Here is a 15,887-nt window from a genome sequence, read left to right on the forward strand (position 1 = left end):
CCCACTGTCCGGAAATACTCGGCCAATTTGGCGATGAGCGGACTGATGTTTCATCATCATGACTGCACGTCAGCTCTTGGCGTGCGTCAGCGGGAGGCGGGGGCGCCGGGGGGTCCCCCGTTCACACCGGATCGATGCCGCAGGCGAGCGACAGCTCTCGCCGCGGCCGCCGTGGCTCCCGTCTCCCCGTTCCCGTCACCCAGGCAAAGGCTCATGTCCGCCCAGCAGCTCACGGACCTCATACGTTTCGCCCGCCACAACTCGCCCTACTACCGGGACCTCTACGCGTCCCTGCCACCGCACGTCGACCGCCTCACCGACCTTCCGGTGGTCGACCAGCGGGAGTTCTGGGCGGCCAACACCCTGCACGACAGTCGTGTGTTGACCGGACCGCTCAGCGAGGCCACGGTCTACAAGACCGGTGGCACCACCGGGTCCCCCAAGTTCTCGGTCTACACCCGCGACGAGTGGCGCACGTTCGTCACCGCCTTCGGCCAGGGGCTCGTGGACACCGGCCTGCGCCCGGGGCATCGCGTCGCCGACCTCTTCTACGCCGGGGAGCTGTACGCCAGCTTCCTCTTCGTGCTCGACTCGCTCGCCCACGCGCCCGTGGACAACGTCCGTCTGCCCATCGGCGGCGGCGCGCCACTGGATTCGACGATCCCCACGCTGCGCGATCTCGCCGCCCAGGTGCTGACCGGCACGCCCACCACCCTGTGCCGGCTCGCCGAGCAGGTCCTCTCCAGCGGTGTCCGGCTCGACGCGGTGGAGTTGCTCCTGTTCGGCGGGGAGGCCCTCTTCGACGACCAACGACGTCTGTTGGCGGCCGCGTTCCCCGGCGCCGAGGTCCGTTCCGTCGGCTACGCAAGCGTCGACGCGGGTCTGCTCGGCCGCCCGGTGTCCGGCTCCGACGCCCGGGTGCACCGGGCCTTCTCACCGTACGCGGTCGTCGAGATCCTCGACGACGCCACCGACGAGCCCGTCACCGAACCGGGGCGGCCCGGCCGGGTCGTCGTCACCAGCCTCTTCCGCCGCCTGATGCCGATCATCCGCTACCCCGCGGGCGACCGGGCCGAGTGGACCGGCACCGGGCCGGGCCACTTCAGGATCCTGGGGCGCGCCGAGGAGGGCGTGCGGGTGGGTCCCGTCTCCCTCTACACGCAGGACGCCCAGGACGCCGTGGCAGCCGCGGACACCGCGGGCCACGTGGTCGGCATGCAGCTCGTCGTCCGCCGCTGGGAGGGCCGTGACGGGCTCGTCCTGCGACTGGCGACGACCCCCGGTGACGAGGCCGGCGACCGGCTCGCGGGCGACCGTACGGCGCTGGCCGAGGCCGTCGTCACGGAGCTGGAGAGCGTACGGCCGCTGTATCCGGACAGTGTGCGCGCCGGGTTCGTGCACCCGCTGTCCGTGGAGTGGGCGCGCCACCGCGACCTCGCCGTCAACCCGCGCACGGGCAAGCTCGTGCGCGTCCTCGACGAGAGGCCGACCGCATGAGCACCGCACCCGCACCCGCTCCTGTGGCCGGAGCTGCCGAGTCGCAGCCGGACGCGCCGAAGGGGACCGACCGCCGGCGCGCTCCGCTGGTGCTGCGCAACCGCGCCTTCGGCGCCGTGTGGCTCGGCCAGGTCCTCACCCAGGCCGCCGTGCGCATGTTCCAGGTCGGCGTGTCCTGGTGGATCGTCGCCTACGCGGTGCCCGAAGCCCGCGGGCTGGCCTCAGGGCTGTTCATGGCCGTCTGCACGCTGCCCGCCGTGGCGCTGGCGCCCGTCGTGGCCGGGGCCGTCGCCCGGTGCGCGCACCGCTCGGTGCTGCGGACCGCCGCCGCCGTGGCCGGGGTCACCTCGGCCGCCCTCGCGGTGTGGGCGTACGGCGGGGGCCTGCCGCTGACCACCGTGTACGCCGCCGGTCTCGCGCTGGCCACCTGCCAGGCGTTCTTCGACCCGTGTCTGACCACCTCGGTCCCCGAACTCGTCGACGACGCCGACATCGAGAGCGCCACCGGCTTCGAACTGTCCACCCAGTCCTTGGCGGGCCTGGTGGGAGCGCTGCTCGGCGCCCTGACCGTCGACCGGGCGGGCGTGGCCGGCCTGGCCGCCGGCTGTGCGGCCGCCTACCTCGGCGCCGCCGTGCTCGTCGCGAGCGCCCGGTTCCGCAGCCTCGCCACCGGCGACGCGGACGGCGGGGCGGCCCCGGCCGAGCGGCGCCCGCTCCGCCGCATCCTGGCCGACCTGCCCTCCGTACGGCGGATCCTGATCTGCTTCACCGCGGCGAACCTGTTCACCGCCGCCGTGTTCGTCGTCATCCCCCTCTACACCCGGTCGGTCCTCTTCGGCGGCGGCGCCACCGTGGCCCTGCTGGAGGCCTCCCTGGGCACCGGTGCGCTCGTCGGTGCCTTCACCGGCACCCGCGTGCCCGGACGGCCCACGGTCGCCGGCGCCTGGTGCCTGACGCTGATGGCCCTCGCCCTGGCGCTGCCGGGACTGTTCGCGCAGCGCCCGGTCGTCGCGGGCTGCCTGGCCGTGGCCGGCTGGTGTGCCGGGGCGGTCAGCGTCCGCTTCGTCGCCCTGTTCCAGCGGATGGTGCCGACGGCGGACAAGCCCGGCTTCTTCGCCGTGATGCAGGCCGTCCTGGGTGCCTCCCTGCCCGTGGCGTCCCTGGTGTTCGGCTCTGCCGGTGACTTCCTGTCCCCGCAGACGCTCTGCCTCGCGCAGGGCATCGGGCTGCTGCCCGCGGCCTGCGCGCTGGCCCTGCTCGGGTCACGTACGCCCGAGGCGGCCTCGGCTGAACCCGTGGGAGGCGAGCGATGAGCCCCGTGATCGCCCCGGCCGTCCGCGCGGACATCGCCGAACTGCGTCAGCTCTACTACGCCGTCTACGGTCCGCACTACCCCGTGGCGCTGGGCACCGACCCGGCCGAGATGGCCCGGCTCATCGCGGACCCGCACTCCCTGTGGCTCGTCACCCGCTGCGCCGACACCGGGGCGCTGACCGCGTCCGCCGCCATCCACGGCGAGGCGGGCAGCCGCACCGGCCGGTTGGAGGGCATCGCCGTGCACCCCGAGCACCGCTCGGCGGGCCTGGCCGCCGCCCTGACCGAGGCCCTGTGCGCCGGCATGCTCGACACCGGCCGCCTGGACTCGGTGTACGCGACCGTGCGCACCGTCAGCGCCGGTCCGCAACGCGTCGTCGCCCGCAACGGCTTCCGCCCGTTGGGCATCCTGCCCAACGCGGTCGATCTCAGCACCCGCGAAAGCCTCGCGCTCTACGCGCGTCACGCCGCCGGAGTGCTCGACCGCCGGATCCCGGTCACCGAAGTACCGGCCCCGCTCCTGCCGTTGCTGCGCACCTCCGAGTCCGCGCTCGGCATCCAGTACCCCGGCGTCAGGGCCGCCGCCGCCCGCCCGCCCGCGGCACCCGCGCCGCACGCGGCCGTCGAGCGGCTGGAGGTGATCGAGGCGCCGGCCTTCGTCCGCCGCCGCTTCCGCGAGCGGTTCCCTTGCGCCGAGGGCTGGTTCTATCCGCTGCACACCCCGAACGTGCTGCTCACCCCCGAGGACGGCCGGTTCGAGGTCTACGCCTACCTCAACCGCGCCGGTGGCTACGGTTCCCTGCTGACGGCCCATCCCGACCCGGCCGCCGCCGCGGCCCACCTCGAACCCGTCACCCGGGCCCTGGCCCGCGCGGGCGCCGGCTACGTCGAAGCCCTGGTCCCGCTCGCGCACCACGAGGCCCTGTCGGCCTTCCTCGCCCAGGGGTTCGTCGCCGGGGCCCTCTACCCGGCCATGCGCGCGGACGGCGAGGGCTTCCACGACTACGCCGTGCTCTCCCGTTCCGGCGAGCGCATCGACTTCCGCGGCGTCGCCGTCGAACCGCCCCTCCAGCCGTACCTGGACTGCTACGTGTCGGCCTGGGCGTCGACACACCTGCCCACATCATCCGAGGTTGCCTCATGAACCCCCATCTCGCGCCGGTCGCCGTACCGGACCCGGCCCTGCTGCCGCACGTACAAGAGCTGTGCGACCTGACCGACCCGTACGCCTTCGGCCCCGAGCAGGACGCGCTGTTCGCCGCGGCGATGGCGGAGACCAACGCCTGGCACATCGAACGCTCCGCGTTCTTCCGTTCCCTGTACGAGGCCACTCCGGCGGCCGAGCCGTACCGTACGCCGCTCGTCCACGCGAACTTCTTCAAGCGGCACGAGGTGCTGTCCATCCCCCGCGAGGACGTCGACCTGCACCTGACCTCCTCCGGCACCACCGGCCAGAAGTCGCAGATGTTCTTCGACCGGTGGACCATCCGCTCCGCCCAGCGCATGGTCGCCCGGATCTTCGAGCGCAACGGGTGGATCACCCCCGATCAGGAGGTCAACTACCTCCTCTACAGCTACGAACCGGCTCCCTCGCTGAACCTCGGGACCGCCTTCACCGACAACTACCTGTGCGATTTCGCCCCCGCGCGCAGCGTCGCGTACGCACTGCGCAACACCGGCGGCGAGCACGAGTTCGACCCCTTCGGCTGCATCGCCGCACTGCGCCGCTTCGAGCGGGAGGACGCCCCGGTCCGCATCCTCGGCTTCCCGGCCTTCCTGTTCTTCACCCTGGAGCGGATGCGGGCCATGGGGCTGCCTCCGCTGCGCCTGCCCGAGGGTTCCCTCGTGGTCCTCGGCGGCGGCTGGAAGGGCCACTCCGACCGGCGCGTCGAGAAGGAGGAGCTGTACTCGCGTGTCACCGAGCAGCTCGGCATCCCGGGTGAGCGGATCCGGGACACCTTCGGGTCGGTCGAGCACTGCATCCCGTACATCGAGTGCGACCACCACCGGTTGCACGCGCCGGTCTGGTCGCGGGTGACGATCCGCTCGACCCGCACCCTCGAACCCCTGCCGTACGGGGAGCGGGGCTACCTGCACCTGGTGTCGCCGTACATCACCTCGGTGCCGGCGCAGAGCGTGGTCATGGGCGACCTCGCCTCCCTCCGGCCGGGCGAGGACTGCGGGTGCGAGCTCCCGACCCCCTGGTTCACCGTCCACGGCCGTGCCGGGGTGAGCCGCAACCGTAGCTGCGCTGTGGCCGCGGCGGAACTGATGAAGGGAATGGCGTGACCGTGAGCGTGCACCACCACTACTGGCAGGGCGAGTTCATCGACGACGAGGAGGCCGGACGGCGCCTCGCCGAGCTGCCGGCCGCCGTCGAGGCCGCGCTGGCCGAGGGGCTGGAGACCGAGACCGTCCTGGCCGCGTGCGACGCCCTCGGCGCCGCGCTGCGCGACCCCGACCACCCGGTACGCGCCCGGCTCGCCGCGCACCTGCCCGAGGGCGAGGACCCGGCCGTCCTGGCCGAGCTGGGCGTCCTCCTCGGCCGCCGGGAGCTGACCCGCAAGCTGCGCCGGGAGCTGGGCGGCGCGACGCCCGGCCGGCTGAACCGGGCGGATCCGCGCGAGACGGTCTACGAGGCGTGGGCGCCCGTCGGGCTGGTCACCCACGTCGCGCCGGGCAACGCCGTGACGGTCGCGCCGCTGAGCATCGTCGAGGGCCTGCTCGCCGGCAACGTCAACGTGCTCAAGACCAGCGGCGACGACACCCTGCTGACCCAGCATCTGATGGCCGAGCTCGCGACCCAGGACGCCGGCGGCGCACTCGCCGCGCGGATCGTCGTCCTGCGCTTCCCCTCCTCCCGGCAGGAATGGCTGCGCCTGATGTGCGCGCCGGCGGACGCCGTCGCCGTCTGGGGTGGGCAAGCCGCGGTCGAAGGGGTGGCCGCCCATGTGCCGGCAGGCTGCCGACTGGTGGAGTGGGGGCACCGGATCTCCTTCGCCTACCTGACGGCCGATGCCTGGTCGGACGCCGGGACGCTCGACGCCCTGGCGGAGGACGTCTGCCTGTACGAGCAGGAGGCGTGCTCCAGCCCCCAGGTGGTGTACCTCGACACCGAGGACGAGGACGAGGTGTTCGCTTTCGCCGAGCGGTTCGCCGCGGTCCTCGCCACCCGGCCGCCGGCCGCCGCCGGTGCTCCGGCGGGCGAGCCTGACCCGGCGGAGGCCGCCGAGCTGACCACCACCGAGCTGATGGCCCGGTTGGAGGAGCACCTGGGCCTGACCCGGGTGTTCGCCGCTCCCGACGGCTCGTGGCGGGTCATGGCCGACACCCGGTCCCCGCTGACCGCCTCGCCGTTGCACCGCAGCGTGTGGGTCAAGCCGCTGCCCCGCAAGCGGCTGATCGCCACCCTGCGGCCGATGCGCCGCTACCTGCAGACGGCGGGCATCGCGGGCAGCGCCACGGACATCGCCGAGCTGTCCCGTACCGCGCTGGCCTCGGGCGTCACCCGGGTCACGCCGGTCGGCGCCATGCAGGCGAGCTACGCGGGTGAGCCGCACGACGGTGTCTACGCCCTGCAGCGCTACAGCCGGCGCGTCGCGGTCCAGGCCGATCCGGCCGCCTTCGCCACCACCGCCTGCCTGGACGACCTGGTCCGGCCGGTACTGCTGCCGCCTCCCGCCGGCCCGCTGCTGGGCAAGGAGGACGTGCAGGAGCCGGCCCGTCGGCTGACCCGGGCCGATGCCGAGCTGTACTTCCGCAGCGGCGGCAGTACGGGCGCGCCCGCGCTGTCGGTCTTCAGCTACGACGACTACGACACGCAGATGCACGCCGCCGCCCGGGGCCTGCTGGCCGCCGGCTACGACCCGGCCGCGGACCGGACCGCCAACCTGTTCTACTGCGGCTCGATGTACGGCAGCTTCATCAGCTTCTTCTCCGTGCTGGAACGGCTCGGCGGGGTGCAGTTGCCGCTGTCGGCGGGCCCCGACCACCGGGCCACGGCCCAGGCGCTGATCGACCACGGGGCCGACACCCTCTTCGGTATGCCGTCCTACCTGTGGCAGCTGCTGCACGCGGAGGCGGACGCGCTGCGCGCGTACGGCGGCCTGCGCAAGGTGTTCTACGGGGGCGAGCACTTCACCGAGGAACAGCAGCGCACCCTCAGGGACACCTTCGGCATCGAGGTCGTCCGCTCGATCACCTACGGCAGCACCGACCTCGGCCCGCTGGGCTACCAGTGTGCCGAGAGCTCCGGAGGCGTCCATCACCTGCACGCCGACCTGCACACGATGGAGATCCTGGAGCTGGCCGAGGACCGCCCGGTGGTCCCGGGCGAGACGGGGCGGCTGGTCTTCACCACGCACGCCCGGCGCGGCCAGCAGCTGGGCCGGTACGTGATCGGCGACCTGGGCCGGGAGGTTCCGGGCCGCTGCCCGTGCGGACGGTACGCGCCGCGCTTCGAGCTGCGGGGGCGCACCGGTGACGTGATGCGGGTGGCGACGTACTTCCTGAACCTGCGGCGCTTCCTGGTGCTGGCCGAGGAGCAGGGCGGCCACCGGGGCGAGTTGCAGGTCCGGCTCGACTGCGCCGACGTACGCGAGCGGTTGACCGTACGGGTGGAGCGGACCGTGGCGACGGACCCGGAACAGTTGCGGGAGGTCTTCCTGGCCGGCTACCCGGAGCTGCGCTCGGCGGTCGACGAGCGGCTGCTGGAGCTGGTGGTCGAGGCGGTGGACGGCGCGTCGCTGGACCGCAGTGCGACCAGCGGCAAGCTCCTCGGCGTGGTGGACGCGCGCCGTTAGACGACGAGGGGGCGCGGACCGGCCTGCGGGCCGGTCCGCGCCCCTCCTGTTCTTCCGGGACCGTCAGGTCACGGTGCGCCGAAGGTGAGCGTCAGCTGCGGCGTCCCTTCGTTCGCCTGTGCCTCGGCGGACCACAGCCACAGGGCGTCCGTACCGGTGCTGGTGAGCGCCAGGCCGTAGCTGCCGCCGAGGGCCGTCGCGACGCTCGCGGTGGTCAGCCCGGTGGTGTGCACCGCCGAACCGTCGGCGATCGGGCCGAAGGTGCCGAGCGCCGGACCGCCCAGCGCGGGGCGGTTGTTGTACGTGGTCCCGCCCTCGCTCCACGAGCCGGTGATCGGGACGACCGAGACGGTGTCCGTGGTGCCGGCGCCGCTCTGCGTGCTCGTCTTCACGCTGAGCGCGGCCGACTTCAGTACGGTGCCCGCGGGCGCGGCGGGCAGGTCGAAGCGCAGGTAGCTCGCGTAGAACGAGGTGCCGCGCACGGCGAGCGATCCCGAGGTGCCGTAGTTGGTGGCGGGCGCCCCCGCATTGGCGTAGGTGTCCTCGGCGGCGGGCACCTGGACCACCGAGTCGGCCGGGGCGGTGGCGAGGGCGTAGTGGTTCTGCACCTGCGTCGCGCTGAGCACGGTCGGGTAGACGGCGGTCTCGTCGAGCCGGCCCGCCCAGTAGTCGCTGGTCGGACGGTTCGGCCAGGAGGTGAGGTTGTCGCCGCCGACGCGCCAGTAGCCGGCGTAGTTCTCGTGCGTGGTGACGTTCAGCGTGCCCTTCGGCGCGCCGTCCACGTAGAGGGTCATTCCGCCCGGTCCCTGGGTGGCGACGAGATGGTGCCACTGGTTGTCGTTGTAGGCGGCCGGGGTGGTGATGGTGCGGGTGGCTCCGGTGTAGACGCCGAAGACCAGCCGTCCGTCGTTGGTCATGTAGACGTGCTTGTCGTACTGGTTGGAGGCGCCGACCTGGCGGTTCGCGAAGCCGACCAGCTTGCCGCCGCGGGTGGTGTCGGTCCGGAACCAGGTCTCGACGCTGTAGGTGCTGCCGATCGACTGCCGCTTGTCCGCGTACACGTGGGTGTTCGAGCCGTTGAAGCCGATCGCGGTGCTCGCGCCGGAGACCGCGCCGGGCGTCTGCCGCAGGGCGGGGGCGTTGTTGTGGACGCCGCTCTGGTTGCCCGCCGAGGAGTCGGCGACGAAGGGCAGGGCCGATTCGTCGTAGCGCCAGTACAGCTCGGCCCCGTCGGTGCGGACCTTGTTCGGGTAGCCCTCCGCCGTGGTCGGGACGGTCACGCTCGCCGTCGCGGACAGGGCGCTGGTGTTGCCGGCCCCGTCGGTGGCCGTCACTCGGTAGGTGTACGACTGGCCCGCCGTCACGGTGGTGTCGGTCCAGGAGGCCTGCGGCCGCCGGAAGAACAGCGAGTCGGCGGTGACCGTGGCGATCGGCGTGGCCGCGCCGTTCCGGTAGATCCGGTAGGTCAGCGCGCTGTCGTCGAGGTCGAGGCTGGTACGCCAGCGCACCTGGGCCTCGTCCGGCTCGAAGCTGACCGCGCTCGCCACGGGCACGGTGGGCGCGCCGGTGTCCCCGGTGGAGGCGAAGCGCGTCAGGCTCTGCTGCGCCGCGCCGTTGACGGTGGTGAACTCCCCGCCGACCCACAGGTACTGGACGCCGCCCTTGGAGCCGACGGTCATCACGCGCGGCCCGATGCCCTCGCCGATGCCGTCGTTGGTGTCGGGGGCCCAGCCGAGCTTGCCGGTGCCGGTGGTGGGCTGGGCGAGCAGGTGGTGGCGCTGGCCGTCGGGGTACTCGCCGACGCTGGAGCAGTCGTGCGCGTGCGAGGCGCTGTAGAGCACGTTCTGGTAGGGCAGCACGGCCTGGGTGGCGCCGAGGCAGGTGTCGCGCCAGCGCTGGCCGAAGTCGGAGAGGTTCAGGGCGATCCGGCCGTCGAAGACGCCGCCGCCCGTGCCCTCGTTGCCGGTGTAGAAGCCGGTGGCGTCGGTCGCGATGTCCTTGACCACGGAGTTGGTCTCGATGAAGCCGGCGTACGACTTGGTGAGTGCGCCGCTCGTCGCGTCGACGACGGCCAGTGCGTGCGTGTTCGTGCCGTTGACGGTGAAGAAGTCGCCGCCGAGGATCACGTTGTTGCCGTCCGGGGTGACCTCGACGGCGCGCCCGGGCTCGTCGGCGTCGGCGGTGAAGGGCTTCAGGGCGCCGTCGGTGGCGCCGACGGCGGCGAAGCGTTGCCGCGGCTGACCGGCGACGCTGAGGAAGTCACCGCCCGCGTAGACGGTGTCGCCGGTGACGGCGAGGGCGCGCACGGTGGCCGCGAAGGCCGGGCGGAAGCCCTGCTTCACCGTGCAGCTCGCCACGTCCACGGCGGCGAGGCTGGAGACGGGGGTGCCGTTGACGGCACCGAAGTAGCCGCCGACGTACAGGGTCTCCTTGTCCGGTGAGAGGGCGAGCGCGCGGACCGTGGCGGTGCCGGAGCCCACGGTGAAGGACAGCTCGCAGGAGGTCGGGGCGCCGGTCGCGGCGTCGAGGGCCACGAAGTTCACGGCCGACCGCTCGCTTCCGGAGCCGCCGGCCGGTGGGCGCACCGTGGAGAAGGTGCCGCCGGCGAAGACCCGGCCGCCCGCCTCGGCGAGGGCCCAGACGACGCCGTCGGGCTGCCAGGTGGACAGCGGGTCGGCGGTGAACGCGACGGGCGGGGTGAGCGCCGCCGCCTCCGGGACGAGGCCGAGGCCCACCCCCGCTCCGGTTCCGGCCAGGGACAGGGCGAGAGCGGCCACCAGCCCTCGGGATCTACGCATGAATCCCCCAGTTCGATGTGCGGTACGGCCGTAGGGTGCGACCGTGCGGGAGATGGCCGGAAATCGCCGAACAGCAGTCCATAACCATGCCCACGGGCGCACCCTAGAGCGATTCGAGGCCTGATTCATCCCACTTGACACATCGGATGCAAAATCGCGCCGGGTCCCACGATCACGCGCGGGGCTTCGCCCGGACGTGCATGCGCTCGCCCTGCCGCCCGAAGAGGCTGAGGATCTCCACCGGCCGCCCGTCGGCGCTGGTGAACCAGTGGGGCAGCCGGGTGTCGAACTCGGCGGCCTCGCCGGGGCCGAGGACCAGGTCGTGCTCGGCGAGGACGAGGCGCAGCCGGCCCTCCAGCACGTACAGCCATTCGTAGCCCTCGTGCGTCCGCGGTTCCGGCTCGCCACCGCGGTCGGGGATGAGCATCTTGTACGCCTGGAGGGGGCCCGGTCCGCGGGTCAGCGGCACGGCGGTACCGCCGTTCGGGAGGGTACGAGGGGTCAGCCGAACCCGGGGATCGCCCACTTCGGGAGCGCCCACCAGATCGTCCAGGGGCACTTGGTACGCGGCCGCGAGCGGCAGCAGGAGCTCCAGGCTGGGGCGGCGCTGCCCGGACTCCAGGCGGGACAGGGTGCTCTTCGAGATGCCGGTCGTCTCGGAGAGCGCGGCCAGGGTCAGTCCGCGTCGGGCGCGCAGCCCTCTGAGCCGGGGGGCGACCTCGTCGAGGACCGCCTGGTGGGGGGATGGCTTGTCGTCCATACGACCATTGCACCCGGCCGTCCCGGAAACGGCAACAAGGTTTGCCGTCGGCGAGCCGGCGACCGCACCCTGCCGGCATGAGCCCACACAGTGATTCCGCGACCGGACACCGACAGCACCGCACCGGCGGCGAGGACGGGACGGCGTCCGCCGGCGCGCACCGGCCCGCGGTCCGGTGGGTGCTCGCCGGTCTGTCCCTCTCCGTCCTGCTCTCCGCGCTCGGTACCGGCATCGCCCCCGTCGGCCTGCCGACCCTCGCCAAGGTGTTCTCCGCCTCCTTCCAGGAGGTCCAGTGGGTCGTCCTCGCGTATCTCCTCGCCGTCACGAGCCTGGTCGTGGGTGTCGGCCGGCTCGGTGACCTCGTCGGCCGCCGAAGGCTGCTCCTGGCGGGGATCTCCTTGTTCACCGCGGCCTCGGCGCTGTGCGCCGCCGCGCCCACGCTGTGGCTGCTGGTCGGCGCCCGGGCGGCCCAGGGGGTGGGCGCCGCCGTGATGATGACCCTCACCATGGCGTTCGTCGGTGAGACGGTCCCCAAGGAGCGGACGGGCAGCGCCATGGGGCTGCTCGCCGCGATGTCCGCGGTGGGCACGGCTCTGGGTCCCTCGCTCGGCGGGGCCCTGCTCGCCGGGTTCGGCCACCAGGCCCTCTTCCTCGTCAACGTGCCGCTGGGGATCGCGGCGTTCCTTCTCTCCCACCGCCATCTGCCCGCCGACCGGCCCGCACGCGGGGCCGACGGGGCCCGCTTCGACCACCTGGGCGCGCTGTTGCTCGCCCTGACCTCGGCGGCGTACGCGCTGGCGATGACCCTCGGTGGCGGCCGTCTCGGGGCTCCGAGCACGGCGCTGCTCCTGGCCGCCGGCTGCGGGGTGGCCTTCTTCGTGCGCGTCGAATCGCGGGCCGCCTCACCCCTGGTCCGAGGGGCGCTCCTGCGCGATCCGGTGATCGGTCCGGGCCTCGCGTCGAGCGCCCTCGTGTCGACGGTGATGATGGCGACGCTGGTGGTCGGGCCGTTCTACCTGTCCCGGACGCTCGGGCTCGGCGCGGCCCCGGTCGGACTCGTCCTGTCCGTCGGCCCGCTGGTCGCCGCCGTGACCGGGGTGCCCGCCGGCCGTCTCGCGGACCGGTTCGGGGCGCGGCGCATGACCCTGCTCGGGCTGCTGTCGATGACGGCCGGTGCCCTCGTCCTGTCCCTGACGCCGGTGTCGCTCGGTGTCCTCGGGTACGTCGCCCCGCTCGCGGTCGTGACCGCCGGCTACGCGGTGTTCCAGACGGCCAACAACACCGCCGTCATGGCCGACGTCGGGCCGGACCGGCGGGGCGCCGTCTCCGGCATGCTCGGTCTGTCGCGCAACCTCGGCCTGGTCACCGGCGCGTCCGTGATGGGCGCCGTGTTCGCGCACGCCTCGGCGTCGGCCGACATCGCCTCGGCGTCCCCCGGGGCCGTGGCGACCGGGATGCGGTTCACCTTCCTGGTCGCCTCCGCCCTGACCCTCGTCGCCCTCGCCACCGTCGCCGCGGTGGGCCGTACCGAGGGCCGTACCGAGGGCCGTCCGACCGAGGATCAGGCCGCCTGACGTCGACCTCTCAACGGTCGATCACATGGCGGGCAGGGGGCGGCACAGCAGGGCGGCCGGGGAGGGTCGGGTGGCGGCGCGGGTGGTGAAGGCGATGCCCGCCGCGTACTCGGTGGGCAGGCACTGGCCCTTGTAGTTCCCGTAGGCGAACTCCCCGCCGGGACTGCCCGCCGGGCGGTTGTCGCCGCGGTCGAACCACACCGTCCGGTCGCCTCCGGGCAGCGCTGTACGGGCCGGCGCGCACAGCGCCGCCGAGACCCGCTCGCCCCGCAGGCTGTAGCCGATCAGGAACTGGCCCGCCGGACACTGGAACTTGGTGTACCCGCCGGCCCAGTCACCGCCCGCCGGGACGTACGTCTCGTCGCGGACCACGGTGTGCCCGCCCGTCGGGGAGCGCAGGTCGGAGGTGGTGCACAGGCCGCGGCCGCCGGTGTGGGCGAGCCCGGCGAGGCGGGCGCCGTCGGGGCAGACCGCCTTGCGGGCCCCGCTGTCCCAGTCCCCGGCGGCCCGGGTGCGCAGCGAGGCGTTGTGGTCGCGGTGGTCCGTGGTCAGCTGGTACCAGGCGGTGGTGGCGGGGATCGGTCCGCTACGGCCGGGGGTGGTGACGAGCGGGGACCAGCGGGCGGTGCGCCAGTCGCCCTGGTCCAGGACGCCGGAGCGCCGGCCGGTCGCGTCGTAGCGCAGGAGCGCCCAGCTGTCGCCGCCCGGGGTGCCCTGGGCGGTGGTGCTCCAGCCGACGAGCGGCCAGTACGCGAAGTCGGCGTCGGAGCGCGTCAGGTACCCGGTGATGCGGTCGAACCAGGTGCGCGGGGCGGCGCCGTTCTCGTCGGCCCCGATACCGAACTCGCTGATCCAGACGGGGGCGGTGAAGTGCGTACCGGTCTCCGCGGAGACGAAGAAGGCCTGGTCGTAGAGGGTCTGTTCCAGTTCGGCGGCGGTCATGTCCTGGTAGCGGGCGTCGTGCGTCTCGCCCATGCCGGTCGCGCCGCTGTGCCGGGGGCCCGTGTACCCGTAGAAGTGGGCCGAGTAGACCAGCTTGTTCGAGGTGACCAGGGTGTGGGAGAGGGTGCGTACGGGGGTCAGGGTGGGCCGGCCGTGCGGGAAGCCGTCCACGGGGAGCCCGAACCAGTTGATGCCCTCGACGACGATCAGCAGCTGTGGGTTGGCCTCGGTGAGGATGCGGTCGGCGGCCTCCTGGGCGGCGGCGTGCCAGTCGTGGTTGTCGCCGAGGCCCCAGTTGGGGTCGTCCCAGACGTCGCGGCGGACCTCGTTGTAGAGGTCGGCGCCGACCACCCGCGGGTTGTCGCGGTAGCGGCGGGCGAGGAAGACCCAGTCGTCGGCCCATTGGGCCGTGGAGCGGCCGCTGTTCCAGCGTTCGTTGCCGTCCAGGCCGCAGCACCAACGGGTGGTGACGGTGTGGTTGTTCAGGATGACGGCGAAGCCGGCGTCGGTGAGAGCGGCGACCACGGCGTCGTAGACCTGGAGGGGCGTGCGGCCGCGCAGGGCCGGATTGGCGGCGACGGCGGAGTCCGGGACGGGGGTGGTGGCGCGCAGCATCTCGTTGGAGAAGGGCAGCCGGATGCTGTTGAGCCCCAGGGACCGGAAGTCGGCGAGCAGGGTGGGCAGGGGCGTCCGGTCCAGGCCGATCGGGATGCCGTGGGCGTTCTGCCCGCTGTGGTGCGTGGCGGGATCCTCGCGGTCGCCCGAGCCGTTCCAGGAGCCCTGGGCGCCGTCCCAGTTCCCGGAGCGCAGACGGAAGCGGTTGCCCTGCGCGTCGACGATGTACCGGCCTCGGGTGGACAGCGGAGGCGTCCAGGCCTCCGCGGCGCCCGGGGCTGCCGGGCTCGGCGGGGCGGCGGCGCGGGCGATCTGCGCGGAGGGCGCCGCCAGGGCGCCGGCCACCAGCAGGAGCGCGCACAGGACCGCGCGTAAGAGGCTCTTCATCTCGCTCCTGCCGGAATGGGCCGTCCCGGCGGGCGGCTGCCGCGGGCAGGTTACCGGCGGGTCGCTTGCGGGGGAAGTCGAACGCGGGGACGGTTTCGGCCATGGTCGTCACCCGCCGGATTTCGGCCGGTCGAGGCCCGATCACGCACCGTCACCCTGGAGAAACGGTCCCGCGCGGGGCCGCGCCCCTCTACCGTGCCCTGAGGCGAGGCGAACGGCACGGCACCGGAGGGCGGGGCGGATGGACGACGACGAAGACATGCGGCTGGCGGGTATGACACCGGAGATCTCCCGCCGCACCCTCACCCTGTTGCGCGGGCTGGCGGGCCTCGAACCGCCCGAGCAGGTCCCCGAGGAGGCGATGGTCGTCGCCGACGCGGTGCTGGCCGAACACGGCACCGACGGGCTCAGGGTGCTGGTGATGACACTGGCGGCCTGGGCGACGGCCCAGATCGAGAACGTCGCCGAGCTGAGCGGACGCAGCCACGAGGCCGTCCTCGACGCGATGGAGCTGGCCTGCCTGGAGGCGAATGCCGAGGACGCCCCTGAGGCCTGATCCGAAGGACAGGATCTGGAGGAAACCCAGGCGCACAAGGCCTCAGGAGCCCCGTTCCCGCTCCGGGCACGGAAGAAACCGGGTCCCGTCCGGCCGCGATTCGGCGGCTGTCGGCGACACTGGGAGAGCAGGAGCGTCGTGGGGGGTCGTGATCGGAGGCCGTCGTGAGCACACCTTCCCCCATCCGGATCGCCGCCGTCCTGTCCACCGAGCACCGTGGACGGCTGATGTCCCAGGCCCGTGAGGTCAATTTCCCGGAGAGCGCGCGCATCTTCGACGAGGGCACCCGGGCGGATTCCTTCTGGATCGTGCGTTCCGGCACCGTGACCCTGGAGATCCCCGTCGCCGGCCGCCGGCCCGCGCCCGTGGAGAGCCTCGGCCCCGGCGAGCTGGTGGGCTGGTCCTGGCTGTTCCCGCCGTACGTGTGGCAGCTGGGCGCGGAGGCGATGACTCCGGTCCGGGCGTACGAGTTCGACGCGGCGACCGTCCGGATGCTGATGGACGCCGATCCCACCTTCGGTTCCGCGATCGGGCACTGGGTCGGGCGCGTCCTCGCGATGCGCCTGCAGCAGACGCGCACCCGCCTGCTGGAGCTGTACGCGCCCCGCCTCACCAGCACCGCCTAGGGGGTGCCCTGATCCA

Annotated in this window: 11 protein-coding genes; 8 read left to right on the top strand and 3 right to left on the bottom strand. The window is 73.2% G+C overall.

Features of this window, described 5'->3' with window-relative positions:
- The first annotated feature begins 213 nt into the window (after positions 1-213).
- Genes BCL76_RS26500 through BCL76_RS26520 form a run of 5 tightly spaced genes read left to right on the top strand, consistent with a single transcriptional unit; the run spans position 214 to position 7,613 of the window.
- Entirely contained in the window at positions 214-1,497 is a 1,284-nt protein-coding gene (locus tag BCL76_RS26500) for a phenylacetate--CoA ligase family protein (RefSeq protein ID WP_109781892.1), read from the top strand.
- Positions 1,494-2,810 (top strand): MFS transporter, encoded by a 1,317-nt coding sequence (locus tag BCL76_RS26505; RefSeq protein WP_109781893.1) that lies wholly within the window; start codon positions 1,494-1,496, stop codon positions 2,808-2,810. Before BCL76_RS26500 ends, BCL76_RS26505 begins: the two co-directional genes overlap by 4 nt.
- Complete coding sequence (locus BCL76_RS26510; protein WP_181382738.1) at positions 2,807-3,955, top strand: GNAT family N-acetyltransferase; 1,149 nt, start codon at positions 2,807-2,809, stop codon at positions 3,953-3,955. The genes BCL76_RS26505 and BCL76_RS26510 overlap by 4 nt, the downstream gene beginning before the upstream one ends.
- Positions 3,952-5,100, top strand: a complete 1,149-nt coding sequence (locus BCL76_RS26515; protein ID WP_109781894.1) for a LuxE/PaaK family acyltransferase — start codon at positions 3,952-3,954, stop codon at positions 5,098-5,100. The genes BCL76_RS26510 and BCL76_RS26515 overlap by 4 nt, the downstream gene beginning before the upstream one ends.
- Entirely contained in the window at positions 5,097-7,613 is a 2,517-nt protein-coding gene (locus BCL76_RS26520; protein WP_258309916.1) for an acyl-CoA reductase, read from the top strand. The genes BCL76_RS26515 and BCL76_RS26520 overlap by 4 nt, the downstream gene beginning before the upstream one ends.
- A gap of 68 nt (positions 7,614-7,681) precedes the next feature.
- Here BCL76_RS26520 and BCL76_RS26525 read toward each other — a convergent pair whose 3' ends face one another.
- A complete protein-coding gene (locus BCL76_RS26525) occupies positions 7,682-10,411 on the bottom strand; it encodes a DNRLRE domain-containing protein (RefSeq protein ID WP_109781895.1) in 2,730 nt (909 codons plus the stop codon).
- A 172-nt stretch (positions 10,412-10,583) separates the two neighbouring features.
- The gene (locus tag BCL76_RS26530; protein ID WP_109781896.1) at positions 10,584-11,171 is read right to left on the bottom strand and encodes a helix-turn-helix domain-containing protein; all 588 of its coding nucleotides are present in this window, start codon (positions 11,169-11,171) and stop codon (positions 10,584-10,586) included.
- Between the two features lie 77 nt (positions 11,172-11,248).
- On the opposite strand from BCL76_RS26530, the gene BCL76_RS26535 reads away from it, so the two are divergent.
- Positions 11,249-12,745 carry an MFS transporter gene (locus BCL76_RS26535; RefSeq protein ID WP_109781897.1) on the top strand — a complete coding sequence of 499 codons (1,497 nt, stop codon included), beginning with the start codon at positions 11,249-11,251 and terminating at the stop codon, positions 12,743-12,745.
- Positions 12,746-12,766: 21 nt separating this feature from the next.
- Here BCL76_RS26535 and BCL76_RS26540 read toward each other — a convergent pair whose 3' ends face one another.
- Complete coding sequence (locus BCL76_RS26540; protein WP_109781898.1) at positions 12,767-14,689, bottom strand: glycoside hydrolase family 5 protein; 1,923 nt, start codon at positions 14,687-14,689, stop codon at positions 12,767-12,769.
- Positions 14,690-14,930: 241 nt separating this feature from the next.
- Here BCL76_RS26540 and BCL76_RS26545 point away from each other — a divergent pair, with 241 nt between their 5' ends.
- Together BCL76_RS26545 and BCL76_RS26550 are read left to right on the top strand one after the other, a co-directional pair.
- Complete coding sequence (locus tag BCL76_RS26545) at positions 14,931-15,245, top strand: hypothetical protein (protein WP_109781899.1); 315 nt, start codon at positions 14,931-14,933, stop codon at positions 15,243-15,245.
- 164 nt (positions 15,246-15,409) lie between these two features.
- Positions 15,410-15,871 (top strand): Crp/Fnr family transcriptional regulator, encoded by a 462-nt coding sequence (locus BCL76_RS26550; RefSeq protein WP_181382739.1) that lies wholly within the window; start codon positions 15,410-15,412, stop codon positions 15,869-15,871.
- Positions 15,872-15,887 lie beyond the last annotated feature (16 nt).

Source organism: Streptomyces sp. CG 926, assembly GCF_003148825.1.
Classification (GTDB): Bacteria; Actinomycetota; Actinomycetes; order Streptomycetales; family Streptomycetaceae; genus Streptomyces.

Bases quoted from the DNA above. Each gene is read 5' to 3' on its own strand.
- BCL76_RS26500 (WP_109781892.1), top strand. From the start codon at position 214: ATGTCCGCCCAGCAGCTCACGGACCTCATACGTTTCGCCCGCCACAAC.
- BCL76_RS26505 (WP_109781893.1), top strand. From the start codon at position 1,494: ATGAGCACCGCACCCGCACCCGCTCCTGTGGCCGGAGCTGCCGAGTCG.
- BCL76_RS26510 (WP_181382738.1), top strand. From the start codon at position 2,807: ATGAGCCCCGTGATCGCCCCGGCCGTCCGCGCGGACATCGCCGAACTG.
- BCL76_RS26515 (WP_109781894.1), top strand. From the start codon at position 3,952: ATGAACCCCCATCTCGCGCCGGTCGCCGTACCGGACCCGGCCCTGCTG.
- BCL76_RS26525 (WP_109781895.1), bottom strand. From the start codon at position 10,411: ATGCGTAGATCCCGAGGGCTGGTGGCCGCTCTCGCCCTGTCCCTGGCC.
- BCL76_RS26530 (WP_109781896.1), bottom strand. From the start codon at position 11,171: ATGGACGACAAGCCATCCCCCCACCAGGCGGTCCTCGACGAGGTCGCC.
- BCL76_RS26535 (WP_109781897.1), top strand. From the start codon at position 11,249: ATGAGCCCACACAGTGATTCCGCGACCGGACACCGACAGCACCGCACC.
- BCL76_RS26540 (WP_109781898.1), bottom strand. From the start codon at position 14,689: ATGAAGAGCCTCTTACGCGCGGTCCTGTGCGCGCTCCTGCTGGTGGCC.
- BCL76_RS26545 (WP_109781899.1), top strand. From the start codon at position 14,931: ATGGACGACGACGAAGACATGCGGCTGGCGGGTATGACACCGGAGATC.